The sequence below is a fragment of the Pseudomonas sp. NFIX10 genome (genome assembly GCF_900111955.1).
In the GTDB taxonomy this organism is placed as follows: domain Bacteria; phylum Pseudomonadota; class Gammaproteobacteria; order Pseudomonadales; family Pseudomonadaceae; genus Aquipseudomonas; species Aquipseudomonas fluorescens_AA.
On sequence record NZ_FOKH01000001.1, the window covers coordinates 299962 to 318078 of the forward strand.

20 protein-coding genes are annotated in these 18117 nt (G+C 62.4%); 2 read left to right on the plus strand and 18 right to left on the minus strand.

Features of this window, described 5'->3' with window-relative positions:
- The first annotated feature begins 23 nt into the window (after positions 1-23).
- Positions 24-626, plus strand: coding sequence for a recombination mediator RecR (gene recR / locus BM321_RS01315; RefSeq protein WP_060743061.1), 603 nt, complete (start codon positions 24-26; stop codon positions 624-626).
- Between the two features lie 125 nt (positions 627-751).
- Here recR and BM321_RS01320 read toward each other — a convergent pair whose 3' ends face one another.
- The 18 genes from BM321_RS01320 to ccoN (BM321_RS01405) all read right to left on the minus strand — a co-directional run bounded on the left by BM321_RS01320 (position 752) and on the right by ccoN (BM321_RS01405) (position 17207).
- Entirely contained in the window at positions 752-1300 is a 549-nt protein-coding gene (locus tag BM321_RS01320) for an adenine phosphoribosyltransferase (RefSeq protein ID WP_003183509.1), read from the minus strand.
- Positions 1301-1376: 76 nt separating this feature from the next.
- The gene (gene fnr, locus BM321_RS01325; protein ID WP_072407872.1) at positions 1377-2111 is read right to left on the minus strand and encodes a fumarate/nitrate reduction transcriptional regulator Fnr; all 735 of its coding nucleotides are present in this window, start codon (positions 2109-2111) and stop codon (positions 1377-1379) included.
- Positions 2112-2205: 94 nt separating this feature from the next.
- Entirely contained in the window at positions 2206-3588 is a 1383-nt protein-coding gene (gene hemN / locus BM321_RS01330; RefSeq protein WP_092441288.1) for an oxygen-independent coproporphyrinogen III oxidase, read from the minus strand.
- 182 nt (positions 3589-3770) lie between these two features.
- Positions 3771-4454, minus strand: a complete 684-nt coding sequence (locus BM321_RS01335) for a sulfite exporter TauE/SafE family protein (protein ID WP_092441289.1) — start codon at positions 4452-4454, stop codon at positions 3771-3773.
- Positions 4447-4665 carry a cbb3-type cytochrome oxidase assembly protein CcoS gene (gene ccoS / locus BM321_RS01340; protein WP_092326950.1) on the minus strand — a complete coding sequence of 73 codons (219 nt, stop codon included), beginning with the start codon at positions 4663-4665 and terminating at the stop codon, positions 4447-4449. Before ccoS ends, BM321_RS01335 begins: the two co-directional genes overlap by 8 nt.
- A gap of 24 nt (positions 4666-4689) precedes the next feature.
- Complete coding sequence (locus tag BM321_RS01345) at positions 4690-7140, minus strand: heavy metal translocating P-type ATPase (RefSeq protein ID WP_092441290.1); 2451 nt, start codon at positions 7138-7140, stop codon at positions 4690-4692.
- A 169-nt stretch (positions 7141-7309) separates the two neighbouring features.
- Entirely contained in the window at positions 7310-7849 is a 540-nt protein-coding gene (locus tag BM321_RS01350) for a FixH family protein (RefSeq protein WP_092253024.1), read from the minus strand.
- Positions 7850-7860: 11 nt separating this feature from the next.
- The gene (ccoG, locus tag BM321_RS01355) at positions 7861-9276 is read right to left on the minus strand and encodes a cytochrome c oxidase accessory protein CcoG (protein WP_092252714.1); all 1416 of its coding nucleotides are present in this window, start codon (positions 9274-9276) and stop codon (positions 7861-7863) included.
- 205 nt (positions 9277-9481) lie between these two features.
- Positions 9482-9904 (minus strand): type II toxin-antitoxin system VapC family toxin, encoded by a 423-nt coding sequence (locus BM321_RS01360; protein ID WP_092441291.1) that lies wholly within the window; start codon positions 9902-9904, stop codon positions 9482-9484.
- On the minus strand, positions 9904-10158 hold the full coding sequence (locus BM321_RS01365; RefSeq protein ID WP_060738429.1) for a type II toxin-antitoxin system Phd/YefM family antitoxin: 255 nt from the start codon (positions 10156-10158) through the stop codon (positions 9904-9906). The genes BM321_RS01360 and BM321_RS01365 overlap by 1 nt, the downstream gene beginning before the upstream one ends.
- Before the next feature lie 147 nt (positions 10159-10305).
- Positions 10306-11289 (minus strand): cytochrome-c oxidase, cbb3-type subunit III, encoded by a 984-nt coding sequence (ccoP, locus tag BM321_RS01370; protein WP_092197387.1) that lies wholly within the window; start codon positions 11287-11289, stop codon positions 10306-10308.
- Complete coding sequence (locus tag BM321_RS01375) at positions 11286-11471, minus strand: CcoQ/FixQ family Cbb3-type cytochrome c oxidase assembly chaperone (protein ID WP_003183474.1); 186 nt, start codon at positions 11469-11471, stop codon at positions 11286-11288. The genes ccoP (BM321_RS01370) and BM321_RS01375 overlap by 4 nt, the downstream gene beginning before the upstream one ends.
- Positions 11472-11476: 5 nt before the next feature.
- Positions 11477-12085, minus strand: a complete 609-nt coding sequence (gene ccoO, locus BM321_RS01380; protein WP_092197385.1) for a cytochrome-c oxidase, cbb3-type subunit II — start codon at positions 12083-12085, stop codon at positions 11477-11479.
- Entirely contained in the window at positions 12085-13527 is a 1443-nt protein-coding gene (ccoN, locus tag BM321_RS01385; RefSeq protein WP_092197383.1) for a cytochrome-c oxidase, cbb3-type subunit I, read from the minus strand. Before ccoN (BM321_RS01385) ends, ccoO (BM321_RS01380) begins: the two co-directional genes overlap by 1 nt.
- A gap of 480 nt (positions 13528-14007) precedes the next feature.
- Positions 14008-14961, minus strand: coding sequence for a cytochrome-c oxidase, cbb3-type subunit III (gene ccoP, locus BM321_RS01390; RefSeq protein ID WP_092441292.1), 954 nt, complete (start codon positions 14959-14961; stop codon positions 14008-14010).
- Positions 14958-15158: a cbb3-type cytochrome oxidase subunit 3 gene (locus BM321_RS01395; RefSeq protein ID WP_060743060.1), complete on the minus strand. Its 201-nt coding sequence runs from the start codon at positions 15156-15158 to the stop codon at positions 14958-14960. The genes ccoP (BM321_RS01390) and BM321_RS01395 overlap by 4 nt, the downstream gene beginning before the upstream one ends.
- A gap of 5 nt (positions 15159-15163) precedes the next feature.
- Positions 15164-15772 (minus strand): cytochrome-c oxidase, cbb3-type subunit II, encoded by a 609-nt coding sequence (ccoO, locus tag BM321_RS01400; protein ID WP_053120686.1) that lies wholly within the window; start codon positions 15770-15772, stop codon positions 15164-15166.
- A 10-nt stretch (positions 15773-15782) separates the two neighbouring features.
- A complete protein-coding gene (gene ccoN, locus BM321_RS01405) occupies positions 15783-17207 on the minus strand; it encodes a cytochrome-c oxidase, cbb3-type subunit I (protein WP_092326940.1) in 1425 nt (474 codons plus the stop codon).
- Positions 17208-17303: 96 nt separating this feature from the next.
- On the opposite strand from ccoN (BM321_RS01405), the gene BM321_RS01410 reads away from it, so the two are divergent.
- The gene (locus BM321_RS01410; RefSeq protein ID WP_092441293.1) at positions 17304-17996 is read left to right on the plus strand and encodes an alpha/beta family hydrolase; all 693 of its coding nucleotides are present in this window, start codon (positions 17304-17306) and stop codon (positions 17994-17996) included.
- Positions 17997-18117: the final 121 nt, after the last annotated feature.

An 18117-nucleotide genomic window follows, 5' to 3' on the forward strand; every position in this document is an offset into this window, starting at 1 on the left:
TTGTTATGTCGGACATTTCCTCCATGAGCTTCAGCCCTTTGATTCGCCAACTGATCGATGCCCTGCGAACGTTGCCGGGTGTGGGTCAGAAAACTGCCCAGCGCATGGCGTTGCAATTGCTCGAGCGTGATCGCAGCGGCGGTTCACGCCTGGCCCAGGCCCTGAGCCAGGCCATGGAAGGCGTAGGACATTGCCGCTTATGCCGCACCCTCACCGAAGACGACCTCTGCCCGCAATGTGCCGACCCGCGTCGGGACGACACCTTGCTCTGCGTAGTGGAGGGGCCGATGGATGTGTATGCGGTGGAGCAGACCGGTTTTCGTGGCCGTTATTTCGTGCTCAAGGGCCATTTGTCCCCGCTCGACGGCTTGGGGCCGGAAGCCATCGGCATTCCACAGTTGATCGCGCGGATCGAAGAGGCGGGCACGTTCACCGAAGTCATCCTCGCCACCAACCCGACGGTCGAAGGCGAAGCCACCGCCCATTACATCGCCCAACTGTTGAACAACAAAGGCCTGGTCGCCTCCCGCATCGCCCACGGCGTGCCTTTGGGCGGCGAGCTGGAACTGGTTGATGGCGGGACGCTGGCGCATTCGTTTGCGGGGCGTAAGCCGATCGCGTTGTAGCCGCTACCCCATACCCTGTGGGAGCGAGCTTGCTCGCGAAAGCGGGGTGTCAGTCAACCTAAGGGCTAACTGATACGCCGCTTTCGCGAGCAAGCCCGCTCCCACATTAGGTTTCGTAGTGAGCGTTATTTTTCGCTGAGGGAGAACTGCGTCAGGCAGAACGTCGGGATCCCCATGTCTTCCAGGCGCTGGGAGCCGAGCAGTTCCGGCAAGTCAATGATCGCTGCGGCCTCGTGCACCTTGGCGCCCATGCGGCGAATCAGGTTGGCGGCGGCGATCAGCGTGCCACCGGTGGCGATCAGGTCATCGAACATCACCACCGAATCCCCCTCGCACAGGCTGTCGGCATGCACTTCAAGGAAGGCTTCGCCGTATTCGGTCTGGTATCCCTCGGCCAGTACGTCGGCCGGCAGCTTGCCTTGCTTGCGGAACAAGACCAGCGGTTTGTTCAACTGATAGGCCAGGATCGAACCGATCAGGAAACCGCGGGCATCCATCGCGCCAATGTGCGTGAACTCGGCCTCGACATAGCGGTGGGCGAAACTGTCCATGACCAGGCGCAGGGCGGTCGGGGATTGGAACAGTGGGGTAATGTCGCGAAAGATCACGCCGGGCTTGGGGAAGTCGATCACGGGGCGGATCAGGGATTTGATGTCGAAGGAGTCAAAGACCATCGTGGAGGTGTCCTGGCAGGGCTGCAAACGCGGCAGTATAGCGCGGCGGGGCAAATCCCTCAGCCGCGCTCGTCCATCAGCCGTCGATCGAGCCGCCGGCCAGGGCGCAGAGCTGGATCGGGTCGAGGATGTGAATTTCCTTGCCTTCGGCGGCAATCAATTCGTTCTGCTGGAAACGGGTGAACACCCGGGACACGGTTTCCACCGCCAGGCCCAGGTAATTGCCGATTTCATTGCGCGACATGCTCAGGCGGAACTGGTTGGCCGAGAACCCGCGGGCGCGGAAGCGTGCCGAGAGGTTGACCAGGAACGTGGCGATGCGCTCGTCGGCGGTTTTTTTCGAGAGCAGCAGCATCATCTGCTGATCGTCACGGATTTCCCGGCTCATGACCCGCATCAACTGGCGACGCAGTTGCGGCAACTGTATGGCCAGCTCGTCCAGGCGGTCGAAGGGGATTTCGCACACCGAGGTGGTTTCCAGCGCCTGGGCCGAGACGGGATGGCTCTCGGTGTCCATGCCGGACAGGCCCACCAGTTCGCTGGGCAGGTGGAAGCCGGTGAGCTGCTCTTCGCCGCCATCGCTCAGGTTAAAGGTTTTCAAGGCGCCCGAGCGCACCGCGTAGACGGAATCGAAGGTGTCACCCTGGCGGAACAGGAATTCACCTTTTTTCAACGGACGGCCCCGTTTAACGATTTCGTCCAGCGCCTCCATGTCCTCCAGATTCAATGAAAGTGGCAGGCACAGGGGAGCCAGGCTGCAATCCTTGCAGTGGGCCTGGTTGTGGGCGCGCAGTTTGACTGGCTCGGACATTTCTTCAATCCTTGTGGGAAAACACACATAAGCCGTAAGGGTACCCCAGCGTAGACACTCCGGCCAGTGCGGTTTCATCGTCAAATTGTCGCGCTCAGATAACCCGAGAGAAGCGCTGCCGGTTGTGCTGCTCCAGATAGGCATCGAAGACCATGCACACGGATCGCACCAGCAGGCGCCCGGCGGGCAGGACTTTGATGTGCGTGTTGTCGAGCTCGATCAGACCGTCCTTGGCCATGGCCTGCAATTGCGGCCACAGCGGCGCAAAATATCCGCCAAAATCGATATTGAAGGTTTGCTCGATCTCGGCGAAGACCAGGTTGAAATGACAAATCAATTGCTGGATCACCGCACGCCGCAGCCGGTCGTCGGCGTTGCATACCCAGCCGCGACTGGTCGCCAGTTGCCCGTCGGCGAGGGTGTTCTGGTAATGGTTCAGGTCGCTGCTGTTCTGGCAGTACAGGTCGCCGATCTGGCTGATGGCCGATACGCCGAGGCCGATCAGGTCGCAATGGCCATGGGTGGTATAGCCCTGGAAATTGCGCTGCAACGTGGCCTCTTCCTGGGCAATGGCCAACTCGTCGTCGGGCAGGGCGAAGTGGTCCATGCCCACGTAGCGGTAGCCGGCGGCGGTCAGTTGTTCGATGGTGCCCTGCAGCATCGCCAGTTTCTGCTCCGGGTTCGGCAAGTCCTGGCTGTTGATGCGCCGCTGGGGCATGAAGCGTTCCGGCAAGTGGGCGTAATTGAACACCGAGAGCCGGTCCGGTTGCAGGCGGATGACCTCCTCGACGGTGCGGGCGAAGTTGTCCGGAGTCTGCTTGGGCAGTCCGTAGATCAGGTCAATGTTGATTGACCGGAATTGCAAGGTTCGGGCAGCTTCGACCACTGCGCGGGTTTCTTCCAGGCTTTGCGGGCGATTGACGGCACGCTGCACCGCCGGGTCAAGGTCTTGCAGGCCGATGCTGACCCGATTGAACCCCAGTTCACGCAAAAGCCCCATGGTCGACCAGTCGGCCTCCCGGGGATCGATCTCGATGCCGTAGTCGCCGGAATCGTCGTCCAGCAGGTTGAGGTGCTTGCGCAGCGTGGCCATCAGTTGGCGCAGCTCGTCGTGGCTGAGGAATGTCGGGGTGCCGCCACCAAAGTGCAACTGTTCCATGGGCTGGGCAGGGTCCAGGTGGCAGCCGATCAGCTGGATTTCCTGTTCCAGGCGTTGCAGATAGGCGTGGGCGCGGCCACGGTCCTTGGTGATGACTTTGTTGCAGGCGCAGTAGTAGCAGATGTTCGCGCAGAACGGCACGTGCACATACACCGACAGTGGCCGTCGCGCCTTGCGGCTGTCACGCAGGGCATGGAGCAGGTCGAAGGTGCCCACCTGGCCGCCGAACTGCGCCGCAGTCGGGTACGAGGTGTAGCGTGGTCCCGCCAGGTCGTAGTGGCGGATCAGGTCTGAGTCCCAACGGATGGCGTCGAGCATGCGGGTGTTCCCCGGGTAGGCTGGCATGGGGCGAGTCTAGGGGGGTAGGCGCGGGGTGGTCTTGATTTGTGTCAACAGGGCATGGATGTTGTCGATGATGGCCTCATCGCGAGCAAGCTCGCTCTCACATTTGCTCGGCGGTGCCTGTGGGAGCGAGCTTGCTCGCGATGGGGGCGACTCGGTCAATGGCCCATGAGCCAATGCTGATGCGGCCCCGGCAATGTCCAGATTCCGAAAACAATCACCAACAGCCCACCGGCCATGCGCACGCTGCGTTTGCGCAGCAGGGCGGTGATGCGCTCGGCGGCCAGGCCAGTGGCGAGCAGCACCGGCCAGGTGCCCAGGCCGAAGGCGAGCATCAGCAGGGCGCTGTCCAGGGCATTGCCCTGGCTGGCGGACCATAGCAGGGTGCTGTAGACCAACCCGCACGGCAGCCAGCCCCATAGGGCACCGAGCAGCAAGGCCCGGGGCAGGCTCGACACCGGCAGCAAGCGGTTGGCGACAGGTTGGATGTGCCGCCACAAGCCACGCCCCACGCTTTCGATGCGGGTTAGGCCGCTCCACCAACCCGCCAGGTACAGGCCCATGGCAATCAACAGCAAGCCGGCCAGCACCCGCATGATCATCGCTGCAGGACTGTTGGACACGGCCCAACCGGCCAGGCCGATCAGCAGGCCGGCGGTGGCATAGCTCAGGATTCGCCCCAGGTTGTACGCCAGCAACAACCGAAAGCGGCGGCTGCGCTGGTCCTTGGGAATCGCCAGGGTCAGGGCGCCCATCAGGCCGCCGCACATGCCCAGGCAATGACCGCCGCCCAGCAGACCAAGGATAACGGCCGAAACCAGCAGTGGCGCCAGCTCAAGCATGGGGTGGGGCCTTGTCGTCCGGCTTGCGGACCTCGCCACTGGCTTCGTCCACCGCCGCCTTGTGGTTCGGGTCCTGATCGTCGAACAGGATGCTATGGGCTGGACCGTCGAGGTCGTCGTACTGTCCGCTGTCCACGGCCCAGAAGAAAATGTACACGGCGATGGCCACGATCAGCAGCGCGGCCGGGATCATCACGTAAAGAGCTGGCATGTTGGAACTCCATGCCCGCGCGGCTCAGGCCGGCAGCGGGCGGGTATCGGGCGTGGCGGTGAAAACCTGCGCCTTGGGCTGACGCGTCAGCCTCAGGGCATTCAACACCACGGTCAACGAACTGATGGACATGCCGACCGCGGCCCACACCGGTGTAATCCAGCCGAGGGCGGCGAACGGCAACATGAGGCCATTGTACAGCCCTGCCCACACCAGGTTCTCGACGATCACCCGGCGAGTGCGCCGAGCCAGGTCGAAGGCGTGGATCAGGGCGTCGAGGCGGTTGGACAGCAGCACGGCGTCGGCGCTGGTCTTGGCCAGATCGGTGGCCGAGCCCATGGCGACACTGATGTCCGCCGCCGCCAGCACGGGCACGTCGTTCACGCCATCGCCGAGCATCAGCACCTTGCGGCCCTGTTGGTGCAACTGCTGCAACACCGCCAGTTTGTCGTCCGGGCGCAGGCCGCCCCGGGCCTCATCGATACCCAGTTCGGCGGCGACGCTGGCAACCATCGGCGAACTGTCGCCCGACAGTAGCAGCGTTCGCCAGCCCCGCGCCCTGCAGGCCGCCAGCAGCGCCGGGGCGTCGGCGCGCAAGCGGTCATCGAGGACGAACCAGGCCAGCGGCCCAAGCTCATCGCCCAGCAACAGCCATTGCCCGGCTTCGTCCGGCATCTGCGGTATGGCGGCGCCGCTCAGTTCGCAGACAAAGCCGGGCTGGCCGATGCGCAGGCGTTGTTCGGCCACGAGGCCTTCCAGCCCCAGCCCCGGGGTGCTGTGCACCTGCTCGGCGGCCATTGGCGCGCGGCCAAAAGCACGGGCGATGGGGTGTTCCGAGCGGTTTTCCAGGGCCGCCGCCAAGCCCAGGCAGTGATCGCTGTCGAGGGCCGCCAGTGGCCGAATGGCGCGCAACGCCAGGCGGCCTTCGGTGAGGGTGCCGGTCTTGTCGAAAATGACCGTGTCGATCTGGTTCAGGCCCTCCAGTACATGGCCGCGCGTGAGCAGCAGGCCCAGTTTGTGCAGGGTGCCGGTGGCTGCGGTGAGGGCGGTCGGCGTGGCGAGGGACAATGCACAGGGGCAAGTGGCGACCAGCATCGCCAGGACGATCCAGAAGGCCCGCGAGGCATCCAGTTGCCACCACAACAGGCCGATGGCCGCCGCCGCGACCAGAGAGAACAGCAGGAACCACTGGGCGGCGTGATCGGCGATCTCCGCCAATCGCGGTTTCTCGGCCTGGGCCCGTTCCAGCAGGCGAACGATGGCCGACAACCGGGTGTCTTGCCCGAGGGCCAGCACCTCGACGGTCAAGGCGCCTTCGACGTTCAGTGTGCCCGCGGTGACCGCATCGCCCGCCTGCCGAGGTTGGGGCAGGTATTCACCGGTCAGCAGGGATTCGTCGATGCTGGACTGCCCCTCGAGGATTCTGCCGTCAGCCGGCAGGACCGCCCCGGGATGCACCAGCACCCGGTCACCGGTGCGCAATTCGCTGAGCAGGATGCGTTCGCTCTGGCCATCGTCCGCCAGGCGCAGGCACGAGGCCGGTAACAGATTGACCAGTTGGGCGGTGGCGGCGGCGGTGCGCTCCCGGGCCCGGCGCTCCAGGTAACGGCCGGCCAGCAGGAAAAGGGCGAACATGCCCACGGCATCGAAGTACAACTCGCCAACGCCGGTGATCGACGTCCAGATCCCGGCAATGTAGGCGCTGCCAATAGCCAGGGACACCGAAACGTCCATGGTCAGGTGGCGGGTGCGCAGGTCGCGCATGGCGCCTTTGAAGAACGGCGCGCAGCTGTAGAACACGATGGGCGTGGTGAGAAACAAGGCGACCCAGCGCAGGATGGTGTGCATCTCCGGGCTCAGGTCGATGTTGAATTCCGGCCAGGTGGCCATCGTCGCCATCATCGCCTGGAACCACAACAGACCGGCCACGCCCAACTGGCGCAGGGCCAGGCGGTTTTGTGCGGCGAGCTGTTCGCACGCCTGGTCGGCCTGGTACGGGTGGGCGACGTAGCCGATCTGGCGCAACTCGGCGAGCAGCGTGCTCAGCGGCAACTGGGCGTCGGCCCAGCGCACATGCAGGCGATGATTGGACAGGTTCAACCGCGCCTCGGCCACGGCTGGCAGGCTGCGCAGCTGTTTTTCGATCAACCAGCCGCAGGCGGCGCAACTGATGCCTTCCATCAACAGGGTGGTTTCGGCCAATTCGCCCTCATGACGCACGAACGACTGCTGCACGTCCGGGCGATCGTACAGCGCCAGTTCATCGATCAGCTGGACGGGCAGGGTCTCGGGATTGGCCGACGCTTCACTGCGATGCAGGTAATAGCTTTCCAGGCCACCGGCGACAATGGCCTCGGCCACCGCCTGGCAGCCCGGGCAGCACAGCTCGCGGGTTTCACCGAGGACAACGGCGGTGAAGCGACTGCCAGGGGGGACGGGCAGGGCGCAGTGGTAGCAGGGCTGTGGAGTGGTCATGGTTGTCGCATGAAGGCCTTTTTGTTGCTGGTTTATGGTCGCTGTTGTGGCGAGGGAGCTTGCTCCCGTTCGGCTGCGTAGCAGTCGTAATCGGGTGAGCCGGCCACACGAAGAACGGGGCCGCTTCGCGACCCAGCGGGAGCAAGCTCCCTCGCCACAGAGAAGCGATTTACTTCTTCAGGTCTTCAGCGCCTTGCAGCGGTTCATCACCGAGCAGGATGGCCTGGTCATGGTTGATCTGTTCTTCTTCGAACAGGCGCCAGGTCTTGTCGTTCTCCACCCCCAGCAATTCGACAAAGCGCCGGCCTTCGACCTTGTCCGTCAACTGGCCGATGTAGCGCCCCGGTTCGCTGTCGTTGCGGGTCAGGACGATCTTGCGGTCCTTCTCCGGCTGGGTCGGCGAGATCAGGCTCAGTTCCAGGGTCTGGGGGCGGCTGTTGCCGTTCAGGCGCAGGTTCACTTCGCCGGTCACGTCATCCAGTTGCACGTTGGCATGCAGTTGCAGGGTCTGAGCCAGCAGTTCGCGCTCCAGCGAGCGGTTGATGCCCTTGCCGGCTTCGTAATAGTTGTCGTTGACCAGGTTGTCCGGGTTCTTCACCGCAATGGTCACCATCGTCAGGCTCAGTGTCACCGAACAGCTCAGGATCGCGATGATGATCCACGGCCAGAGGTGCTTGTACCAAGGGCTGGTGGCGGTTGCTGCAGGCATGTTCATTTCTCTCAACGAGTTTGTGGGCCGATGAACCGGCTCTTGGCTTCGACATGTACGCTTTCGTCATCGGCGTCCTTGAGGATGAACGTCACCTCGTTGGTGCTCGATGGCAGTTGCTCCGGCGCGCTGGACAGTTCGAACGGCTGGCTGTAGATCTCGCCGGCCGCGACCTTGATTTCCCGACGGCCTTGCAGCTTGAGGTCGGGCAGGCCGGCGGCGTCCAGGACGTACGTATGGTCGCGCTGGTCCTTGTTCATGATCTTCAGGCTGTAGACGTTCTCGATCCGGCCCTCGGCGTTTTCGCGATACAGCACGCGGTCCTTGCTGACATCGAAACCCACCAGCGAGCGCATGAAGAACGCCGTCACCAACAGGCTGATCATGGCCAGCAGCACCAGGGCATAGCCAATCAGGCGCGGACGCAGTTTATGGGTTTTCTGCCCCGAGAGGTTGTGTTCGGTGGTGTAGCTGATCAGGCCGCGCGGGTAGTCCATCTTGTCCATGATGCTGTCGCAGGCGTCGATGCAGGCTGCACAGCCGATGCATTCGATCTGCAGGCCGTCGCGAATGTCGATGCCGGTCGGGCAGACCTGGACGCACATGGTGCAATCGATGCAGTCCCCCAGGCCCAGGGCCTTGTAGTCCACACCTTTCTTGCGCGGGCCACGGCTTTCGCCGCGACGCGGGTCGTAGGACACGATCAAGGTGTCCTTGTCGAACATCACGCTTTGGAAGCGCGCGTAAGGGCACATGTAGATGCACACCTGCTCACGCAGCCAGCCGGCATTGCCGTAGGTGGCCAGGGTGAAGAAACCGACCCAGAAATACGACCAGCCATCGGCCTGGCCGGTAAAGAACTCGAACACCAGTTCGCGGATCGGCGTGAAGTAACCGACGAAGGTCATGCCGGTGACGAAGCCGATCAGCAACCACAGGCTGTGCTTGGCGAACTTGCGCAGGAATTTGTTGGCGCCCATGGGGGCCTTGTCGAGCTTGATGCGCTGGTTGCGGTCGCCTTCGGTGACTTTTTCGCACCACATGAAGATCCAGGTCCATACGCTTTGTGGGCAGGTGTAGCCGCACCACACCCGTCCGGCATAGACCGTGATGAAGAACAGGCCAAATGCCGCAATGATCAGCATCCCCGACAGCAGGATGAAATCCTGGGGCCAGAACGTCGCACCGAAAATGAAGAACTTGCGTTCCGGCAGGTTCCACCAGACGGCCTGGTGGCCGCCCCAGTTCAACCAGACCGTACCGAAATACAGCAGGAACAGGAACGCTCCGCCCAGCATCCGCAGGTTACGGAACAGGCCGGTGAAGGCGCGGGTGTAGATTTTTTCCCGAGAGGCATACAGGTCGACGCTTTTGTTCGCGTCCTTGGCAGGCGGGGTAACGTCATGTACCGGAATCTGGTTGCTCATCAATTGCATCCCACGGCAGTGGAAAAGTGCCGGGGCCAGTGCGTGCCAACCTCGGTCAGAAAGGGTATTGCAGTGGCGCAATGATACGCCTGTCGCTCTGGCTCAAGGGTGCGACCTTTGGTCGCGTTGGGCGTCTGCACAGAATGGTGTAGCGGATGTAACAAGTCATGACCCAGATCAATTGACTATTGTAGGAGCTGCCGTCTCAAGCGGGTGGATTGGATGACCAGGGGTTGAGCACCACCACACCGCTGCTCTGGAAATCATTCACGTTGCGGGTGACTACGGTCAGTCCGTGAACCAACGCAGTGGCGGCAATCAGTGCATCGCATTCATTGCTGCGATCCGGAACGTGCAGGCGAGCGCAGCGCAGCGCGACGGCGCGGTCGACCGCCAGGATTCTTCCGGCGAAGGAGGGCATGACATGGTTGTCCAGCCATGCGCGCAGGCGGCTGCCTTGCACCGGGTCCTTGCGTTCGAAGCGCAACACGCCGGTTTCCAATTCCAATACGGTAATCGCCGAGAGGTAAAGGCTGGGGGCGGGCACGCCACGCGCCCAGGCCTGTACGTTCTTATCGGCTTGAGGCTTGCGCAGTTCCGAGATGACGTTAGTGTCGAGCAGGTACATCAGGACAGGTCCACCGGTCGAGGAGAGATGACAGCACGTTCGGTATCGAAATCAATATCCGGCGTGTCGGGCATGACCAGCAACTCGACAATGCTGGTGCCGATGCCGGTCAGTTTCTGGTACTCCTCAATGCTTAGCAGCACATGGGCCGGCTTGCCACGGTCGGTAATGATGACCGGCCCCTGGCGGGTGGCTTTTTTGGCACCACTTGTGTCGTGGTTGAATTCGCGGCTGGAAATAGTGGTGATGGACATGGCGGCGTCCTCGATAGAGCTGAATGTAGGCACGTTACTACCACTGCTGTTTGCGGGCAAGATAAAACAATGTCGTCCTCGCACCGGCAAACAAAAAGGCCCCGTCAACGCTGGTTGACGGGGCCTTGGGTACATCAGGCGTTGGCTTTACTGGGCGTCAGCCGCAGGTGCCTTTTCGCCGTGAGACAGGCTGTAGACATAGGCGGCCAACAGGTGGACCTTGTCGTTGCCTTGCAGGTCGGCCTGAGCAGGCATCTGGCCCTGGCGACCGTAGCGGATGGTCTGCTGCAGTTGGGCGAAACTCGAACCGTAGATGAACGCCCCTGGATGCGTCAGGTCAGGTGCGCCCATGGCGGGCGTGCCCTTGCCGGCAGGACCGTGGCAGGCCACGCAGTTGGCCGCGAACAGTTTCTGGCCGTTGGCCGGGTCGGCCTTGGCGCCTTCCGGCAGCTTGCGACCGTGCAGGCTGGTCACCAGGTAGGAAGCCACGTCGGCCACGCCTTGTTCGCCCACCACGGCAGCCCAGCCCGGCATCACGGCGTGACGGCCGCCCATGATGGTGGTCTTGATGGTTTCCGGCTCACCGCCCCAGCGCCAGTCGGCGTCGGTCAGGTTGGGGAAGCCATAGGCACCCTTGGCGTCGGAACCGTGGCAGACCGAGCAGTTGGAGGCGAACAGGCGGCCACCCATCTTCAGGGCTTGCGGGTCCTTGGCGACTTCTTCGATCGGCATGGAGGCGAACTTGGCGAAGATCGGACCGAACTTGGCGTCCGAGCGAGCCATTTCCTTTTCCCACTCGTGAACGCCTGTCCAGCCGGTCTGGCCGTTGGCGAAGGCGGTCTGCTTTTCGTTGTCCAGGTAGTTATAGCCTGGCAGCAGGCCTTTCCAGTTGCCCAGGCCAGGGTAGAGCGCGAGGTAACCGAGGGCGAACACGATGGTGCCCACGAACAACATGAACCACCATTTCGGCAGCGGGTTGTCGTACTCCTCGATCCCGTCGAAGGAGTGGCCAACCGTCTCTTCGGTGGCTTCGCTGCGCTGGCCCTTGCGGGTCGACAGCAGCAGCCAGGTCAGGGCGAAGATCGTACCCAGACTGAGGACTGTGACGTACAGACTCCAGAACGTAGTCATTCTTTGTTACTCCTAGAAGCTTGCTCGACGTGCTTGATGGCCTCGGGATCATCCGCGAATGGCAGCAAGGTCGCGTCGTCAAACTCCGACTTGCGCTTGGGGCTGAACACCCACAAGGCCAGGCCGATAAAGGCCACCATCACGACGACGGTGCCCAGGCCACGAATCATCCCGATATCCATCCAGATCACCGTTTGCTTTTGATGATGGTGCCCAGGCCTTGCAGATAGGCCACCAGCGCGTCCATTTCAGTCTTGCCCTTGACGGCATCCCTGGCACCGGCGATGTCTTCGTCGGTGTAAGGCACGCCCAAGGCCCGCAGGACTTCCATTTTCTTGGCGGTGTCTTTGCCGTCGAGCTTGTTTTCTACGAGAAACGGGTAGGCCGGCATTTTCGACTCAGGCACAACGTTGCGCGGGTTGTACAAGTGCGCACGGTGCCAGTCGTCGGAGTAGCGGCCGCCAACGCGGGCCAGGTCCGGACCGGTACGCTTGGAACCCCACAGGAACGGGTGGTCCCAGACGCTTTCACCGGCGACCGAATAGTGGCCGTAGCGTTCGGTCTCGGCACGGAACGGGCGGATCATCTGCGAGTGGCAGCCCACACAGCCGTTGGCGATGTAGATGTCGCGGCCTTCCAGTTCAAGGGCGGTACGCGGCTTCATGCCTTCGACCGGCTTGTTGGTCACGTCCTGGAAGAACAGTGGAACGATCTGGGTCAGGCCGCCGATGCTCACGGCGATGACCATGAAGAAGGCCAGCAGGCCGATATTCTTCTCTACTGCTTCGTGCTTCATCAGTGAGCTCCAACTACGGCGATCTTGGCGGCGGCTTCAGCTTCAGCCGGGTCAGAGGCACGAACGGTGCGGTACACGTTGTAGGCCATGAGCAGCATGCCGCTGGCGAAGAACGCACCGCCCAGGGCTCGGACGATATAGCCCGGATGGCTGGCTTGCAGCGCTTCGACGAACGAGTAGGTCAGGGTGCCGTCGTCGTTGATCGCACGCCACATCAGGCCTTGGGTAATGCCGTTGACCCACATCGAGGCGATGTAGAGCACGGTGCCGATGGTCGCGAGCCAGAAGTGCGCGTTGATCAGGCCGGTGCTGTGCATCTGCGCACGCCCGAACAGTTTCGGGATCATGTGGTAGATGGCGCCGATGGAAATCATCGCCACCCAGCCGAGTGCACCGGCGTGTACGTGGCCGATGGTCCAGTCGGTGTAGTGGCTCAGGGAGTTGACGGTCTTGATGGCCATCATCGGGCCTTCGAAGGTCGACATGCCGTAGAACGCCAGCGACACCACCAGAAAGCGCAGGATCGGGTCGGTGCGCAGCTTATGCCAGGCACCCGAGAGGGTCATCATGCCGTTGATCATGCCGCCCCAGCTTGGCGCCAGCAGGATGATCGACATCGCCATGCCCAGGGACTGTGCCCAGTCCGGCAGTGCGGTGTAGTGCAAGTGGTGCGGACCGGCCCAGATGTACAGGGTGATCAGCGCCCAGAAGTGCACGATGGACAGGCGATAGGAATAGATCGGACGCTCGGCCTGTTTCGGCACGAAGTAGTACATCATCCCCAGAAAACCGGTGGTCAGGAAGAAACCCACGGCGTTGTGGCCGTACCACCACTGGATCATCGCGTCGGTCGCGCCCGAGTAGGCCGAGTACGACTTGAAGAAGCTGACCGGCAGGGAGGCGTGGTTGACGATGTGCAGCATGGCGGTCACGACGATGAAGGCACCGTAGAACCAGTTACCGACGTAGATGTGCTTGGTCTTGCGCTTGACGATGGTGCCGAAGAACACCAAACCGTAGGTCACCCAGACGATGGCCAGCAGGATAGCCAGGGGCCATTCCAGTTCCGCGTATTCCTTGGTGGTGGTGAAACCCATCGGCAAGGTCACGATCGCACCGACGATGACCGCTTGCCAGCCCCAGAAGGTGAAGGCGGCGAGGCTGTCGGAGATCAGTCGCGTTTGGCAGGTTCGCTGCACGACGTAGTAAGAAGTGGCAAACAACGCACAACCACCGAAGGCGAAGATCACCAGGTTGGTGTGCAGCGGGCGCAGGCGTCCAAATGTCGTCCATGGCAGATCGAAGTTCAACTCCGGCCAGACCAGTTGCGAGGCGATGAAGACACCGAGCCCCATGCCAAGGATCCCCCAGACCACCGTCATGATGGCGAACTGGCGGACTACCTTATAGTTATAAGCAGTCGGACTGATTGCTGTGCTCATTCTAAGGTTCCACGGTTTGGGTGTTTTATTAGGATAAAAATCGGTCGCAAGTATGGAGAAAGCGGGGGGTCATTGCAACGCGCCATGACCTGGGTCAATGCTTTCAAAAGCTGATTCTGCGGCCTTTCCATATGCTGAGTAGGGACAAAATTGGCCCTCGGCAAAATGTCGCAACGAAGGAAAGAGGCGAGGGGTCAGGTCGGTTGTAACGGGGTGTGTTCGAACACGGCGTTCGGATGATGCCAGGCAACTGTCGCAACAGCCGGTATTCACCTGCCTTTGCGGCCTTTTTGTCGAACGATTGTCGAACGCATCGGGTCGGGTCGACCTGAAACCGGCAGTCGCCAGCGCACGCAGAGGCAAGCTTAGACCCGATTCCGGGGAACCGAAAGGAAGACGATGGGAGGGTGCGACAATGCGTCGCGCAGGGGCACGAAACAGCCGCATCCAGACGAATGCGACTGTTCGTGCGGTCAGGATTTATTCGCTTTTGTGTTCCGCTTGCAGGCGCTCGGTGCGGGCCTCTTGGGACAGGTTGTAGACGTAAGCCGCGAGCAGTTGCACCTTGTCATTGCCCAGCAACTCATTCTGCGCCGGCATGTGGCCCTGGCGACCATGGCGGATGGTCTGCTGCAACTGGGCCAGGCTGGTGCCGTAGATGAAACCGGCCGGTTGCGTCAGGTTCGGCGCGCCCATGGCTTCGGTCCCTTGGCCATTGGCGCCGTGGCAGGCGACGCAGGTGGTGTTGAAGGCTTGCTGGCCGGCTTGCAGATCGGCACCGCTGTCTGCCGGCAAAGGCAGGCCGGCCAGGTCGTGGCGTACGTACGCGGCCACGTTCTTGACCCCGGCGTCCCCCAGCACTTCGCCCCAGGCCGGCATCGCCGCCATGCGGCCGCCCATGATGGTCGCCTTGATGGTGTCGGCGGCGCCACCCCAGCGCCAGTTGCTGTCAGTCAGGTTCGGGAAGCCGAAGGCACCCTTGGCGTCCGAGCCGTGGCAGACCGAGCAGTTGGAGGCGAACAGGCGTCCACCCATCTTCAAGGCCTGCGGGTCCTTGGCCACTTCTTCCACGGGCATGGCGGCGAACTTGGCGAAGATCGGCCCGAACCTGGCGTCGGCCTTGGCCATTTCCTTTTCCCATTCATGGGCGCCGGTCCAGCCGTTCTCGTAGCCGGGCAGGATGCCTTTCCAGTTGCCCAGGCCCGGATACAGGACCAGGTAACCGACGGAAAACACCAGGGTGCCGGCGAACAACAGGAACCACCACTGCGGCAGCGGGTTGTCGTACTCCTCGATGCCGTCGAAGCTGTGGCCCATGGTCTGGTCGACGCTGCCCTTGGTCTCGCCCTTGCGGGTGCCGATCAGCAGCCAGGTCAGGCCGATCAGGCTGCCGATGGTCAGTACGCAGATCCACGTACTCCAGAAGGTGGTCATGGCCGGGTGCTCCTTGTCGCAGGGTCTTGGGGGGTGATGTCGGCGGGCGGTTCGTCGGCGAACGGCAGCAGGCGCGCCTGGGCGAATTCCGGGCCGCGCTTGCTGCTGAATACCCACAGGGTCAGGCCGATGAAGGCGATGAACACCACGACGGTGCCCAGGCCACGGATCATTCCAGTGCTCATTTCAAAGAACATCAGGCTCACCTCTTGCTCTTGATGGCAGTGCCGAGCACTTGCAGGTAGGCCACCAGCGCGTCCATTTCGGTCTTGCCCTTGAGCGAGGCCACGCTGCCGGCGATGTCGTCGTCGGTGTACGGCACGCCGAGGGTGCGCATGGCGCGCAGCTTGCCTTCGGTGTGGCTGCTGTCCACCGCCTGGGCTACCAGCCATGGGTAGGCCGGCATTTTCGACTCGGGCACGACGTTGCGGGGGTTGTACAGGTGGGCGCGGTGCCAGTCATCGGAGTAGCGCGCGCCGACCCGTGCCAGGTCCGGCCCGGTACGCTTGGAGCCCCACAGGAATGGGTGGTCCCAGACGCTTTCGCCGGCGACGGAGTAGTGGCCGTAGCGCTCGGTCTCGGCACGGAACGGACGGATCATCTGCGAGTGGCAGCCGACGCAGCCTTCACGGATGTAGATGTCGCGGCCTTCCAGTTGCAGGGCGGTGTAGGGCTTCATGCCGTCCACCGGCTTGTTGGTCACGTCCTGGAAGAACAGCGGCACGATCTGGGTCAGGCCACCAATGCTCACGGCCAGGACCATCAGCAGCATCAGCAGGCCGACGTTTTTTTCGATTGTTTCGTGTTTCATGGTGGACTCCTCAGGCCATCTGCGCGGCAACGGCGGCTTCGGCAGGCTGGTAGGCCCGCACGGTGCGCCAGGTGTTGTAGGCCATCAGCAGCATGCCGAGCAGGAAGATCGACCCGCCCGCCAGCCGCACGACGAAGCCTGGGTGGCTGGCCACCAGGGTTTCGACGAAGGAGTAGGTGAGCGTGCCGTCCTCGTTCACAGCGCGCCACATCAGGCCCTGGGCGATGCCGTTGACCCACATCGAGGCGATGTACAGCACCGTGCCGATGGTCGCGAGCCAGAAGTGCGCGTTGATCAGGCCGATGCTGTGCATCTGTGGCCGGCCGAAGACTTTCGGGATCATGTGGTACAGCGCACCGATGGAAATCATCGCCACCCAGCCGAGCGCACCGGCATGCACGTGGCCGATGGTCCAGTCGGTGTAGTGGGAAAGGGCGTTGACGGTCTTGATCGCCATCATCGGCCCTTCGAAGGTCGACATGCCGTAGAACGCCAGCGATACCACCAAAAAGCGCAGGATCGGGTCGCTGCGCAACTTATGCCAGGCACCCGAGAGGGTCATCATGCCGTTGATCATGCCGCCCCAGCTGGGTGCCAGCAGGATCAACGACATCACCATGCCCAGGGACTGTGCCCAGTCCGGCAGCGCGGTGTAGTGCAGGTGGTGCGGACCGGCCCAGATGTACAGGGTGATCAACGCCCAGAAGTGCACGATGGACAGGCGATAGGAATACACCGGGCGCTCGGCCTGCTTGGGCACGAAGTAGTACATCATCCCCAGGAAGCCCGCAGTGAGGAAAAAACCTACGGCGTTGTGGCCATACCACCATTGCACCATCGCATCCGTGGCCCCGGCGTACACCGAGTAGGATTTGGTGAAGCTCACCGGCAGTTCCAGGTTGTTGACGATGTGCAGGATCGCCACGGTGAGGATGAACGCGCCGAAGAACCAGTTACCGACGTAGATGTGCTTGGTGTTGCGCTTGGCCACGGTGCCGAAGAACACGATGGCGTAGGCCACCCAGACGATGGTGATCAGGATGTCGATCGGCCATTCCAGTTCGGCGTATTCCTTGGAACTGGTGTAGCCCAGTGGCAGGCTGATGGCCGCCAAAAGAATCACCAGTTGCCAGCCCCAGAAGCAGAACGCGGCGATTTTTGGCGCGAACAGCTGGGTCTGGCAGGTGCGTTGCACCGAATAAAACGAGCTGGCGAACAGGGCACAGCCCCCAAAAGCGAAGATCACCGCGTTGGTGTGCAGCGGGCGCAGGCGGCCGAAGCTGGTCCAGGGCAAGTCGAAATTGAGCTGAGGCCAGACCAATTGGGCGGCGAGAAAAACCCCGAGCCCCATGCCGACGATGCCCCACACCACCGTCATAATGGCGAATTGGCGGACCACCTTGTAGTTGTAGGCGGTACTGATAGAAGTGTTCATGGTTCCCCATCCACGGTTCAGCCGAAGTGAGCGCCTGCGCAAGGCAGTGCGGCGTTCTTCGCCTGGAGTTATAGGCAGACTAAAAGCGAGGCAAGCATGGACAAACAGCACAAGGCCAGTATTGACGGGGATCAATGGGCGCGGTGCGTGGCCGAACACGGTTGGCTATGGACGGCCGCGCAAACGGACGTGGGCGTCGTCTCGCCCACCCTGATCCTGGCCCATGGTGCGGGTGCGCCGATGGACAGTGGCTTCATGGAGGAAATGGCCGCGCGCCTTGCCGCACATGGGGTCAACGTGTTGCGCTTCGAGTTTCCCTACATGGCGCAACGGCGCCTGGACGGTGGAAAACGCCCACCCAATCCAGCTCCCAGGTTGCTGGAATGCTGGCGTGAGGTGTACGCCACGGTGCGGCCTTATGTCGCTGGGCGGTTGGCTATCGGCGGTAAATCCATGGGTGGGCGAATGGCGAGTCTGCTGGCTGATGAACTGGGCGCGGATGCGCTGGTGTGTCTGGGCTATCCCTTCTATGCGGTGGGCAAGCCGGAGAAACCGCGGGTCGAGCACTTGGCGACATTGAAGACCCGGACCTTGATCGTCCAGGGCGAGCGCGATGCGTTAGGCAATCGGGAGGCGGTGCGGCACTACGCCTTGTCACCGAGCATTGAGGTGTCGTGGTTGGTGGCGGGGGATCATGACCTCAAGCCGCTGAAGGCGTCGGGGTTCAGTCATGAGCAGCATCTGGAGGCGGCGGCGGGCAAGGTGGCGGCGTTTCTTCTTCAGGATTGATAGCGCTTGTCCCGGCCTCTTCGCGAGCAAGCTCGCTCCCACAAGGGGTTGTGAACGCCACAAATCCACTGTGGGAGCGAGCTTGCTCGCGATAGCGGCTGCCCAGGTAACAAAAAACCCG

Bases quoted from the DNA above. Each gene is read 5' to 3' on its own strand.
- BM321_RS01350 (WP_092253024.1), bottom strand. From the start codon at position 7,849: ATGCCTGCAGCAACCGCCACCAGCCCTTGGTACAAGCACCTCTGGCCG.
- ccoO (WP_053120686.1), bottom strand. From the start codon at position 15,772: ATGAAACACGAAACAATCGAAAAAAACGTCGGCCTGCTGATGCTGCTG.
- fnr (WP_072407872.1), bottom strand. From the start codon at position 2,111: ATGTCCGAGCCAGTCAAACTGCGCGCCCACAACCAGGCCCACTGCAAG.
- ccoO (WP_092197385.1), bottom strand. From the start codon at position 12,085: ATGAAGCACGAAGCAGTAGAGAAGAATATCGGCCTGCTGGCCTTCTTC.
- BM321_RS01320 (WP_003183509.1), bottom strand. From the start codon at position 1,300: ATGGTCTTTGACTCCTTCGACATCAAATCCCTGATCCGCCCCGTGATC.
- BM321_RS01365 (WP_060738429.1), bottom strand. From the start codon at position 10,158: ATGTCCATCACCACTATTTCCAGCCGCGAATTCAACCACGACACAAGT.
- ccoN (WP_092197383.1), bottom strand. From the start codon at position 13,527: ATGAGCACAGCAATCAGTCCGACTGCTTATAACTATAAGGTAGTCCGC.
- ccoP (WP_092197387.1), bottom strand. From the start codon at position 11,289: ATGACTACGTTCTGGAGTCTGTACGTCACAGTCCTCAGTCTGGGTACG.
- ccoP (WP_092441292.1), bottom strand. From the start codon at position 14,961: ATGACCACCTTCTGGAGTACGTGGATCTGCGTACTGACCATCGGCAGC.
- BM321_RS01360 (WP_092441291.1), bottom strand. From the start codon at position 9,904: ATGTACCTGCTCGACACTAACGTCATCTCGGAACTGCGCAAGCCTCAA.
- ccoN (WP_092326940.1), bottom strand. From the start codon at position 17,207: ATGAACACTTCTATCAGTACCGCCTACAACTACAAGGTGGTCCGCCAA.
- recR (WP_060743061.1), top strand. From the start codon at position 24: ATGAGCTTCAGCCCTTTGATTCGCCAACTGATCGATGCCCTGCGAACG.
- BM321_RS01410 (WP_092441293.1), top strand. From the start codon at position 17,304: ATGGACAAACAGCACAAGGCCAGTATTGACGGGGATCAATGGGCGCGG.
- ccoS (WP_092326950.1), bottom strand. From the start codon at position 4,665: ATGCCAGCTCTTTACGTGATGATCCCGGCCGCGCTGCTGATCGTGGCC.
- ccoG (WP_092252714.1), bottom strand. From the start codon at position 9,276: ATGAGCAACCAGATTCCGGTACATGACGTTACCCCGCCTGCCAAGGAC.
- BM321_RS01335 (WP_092441289.1), bottom strand. From the start codon at position 4,454: ATGCTTGAGCTGGCGCCACTGCTGGTTTCGGCCGTTATCCTTGGTCTG.
- BM321_RS01345 (WP_092441290.1), bottom strand. From the start codon at position 7,140: ATGACCACTCCACAGCCCTGCTACCACTGCGCCCTGCCCGTCCCCCCT.
- BM321_RS01375 (WP_003183474.1), bottom strand. From the start codon at position 11,471: ATGGATATCGGGATGATTCGTGGCCTGGGCACCGTCGTCGTGATGGTG.
- BM321_RS01395 (WP_060743060.1), bottom strand. From the start codon at position 15,158: ATGTTCTTTGAAATGAGCACTGGAATGATCCGTGGCCTGGGCACCGTC.
- hemN (WP_092441288.1), bottom strand. From the start codon at position 3,588: ATGCTCGACGCCATCCGTTGGGACTCAGACCTGATCCGCCACTACGAC.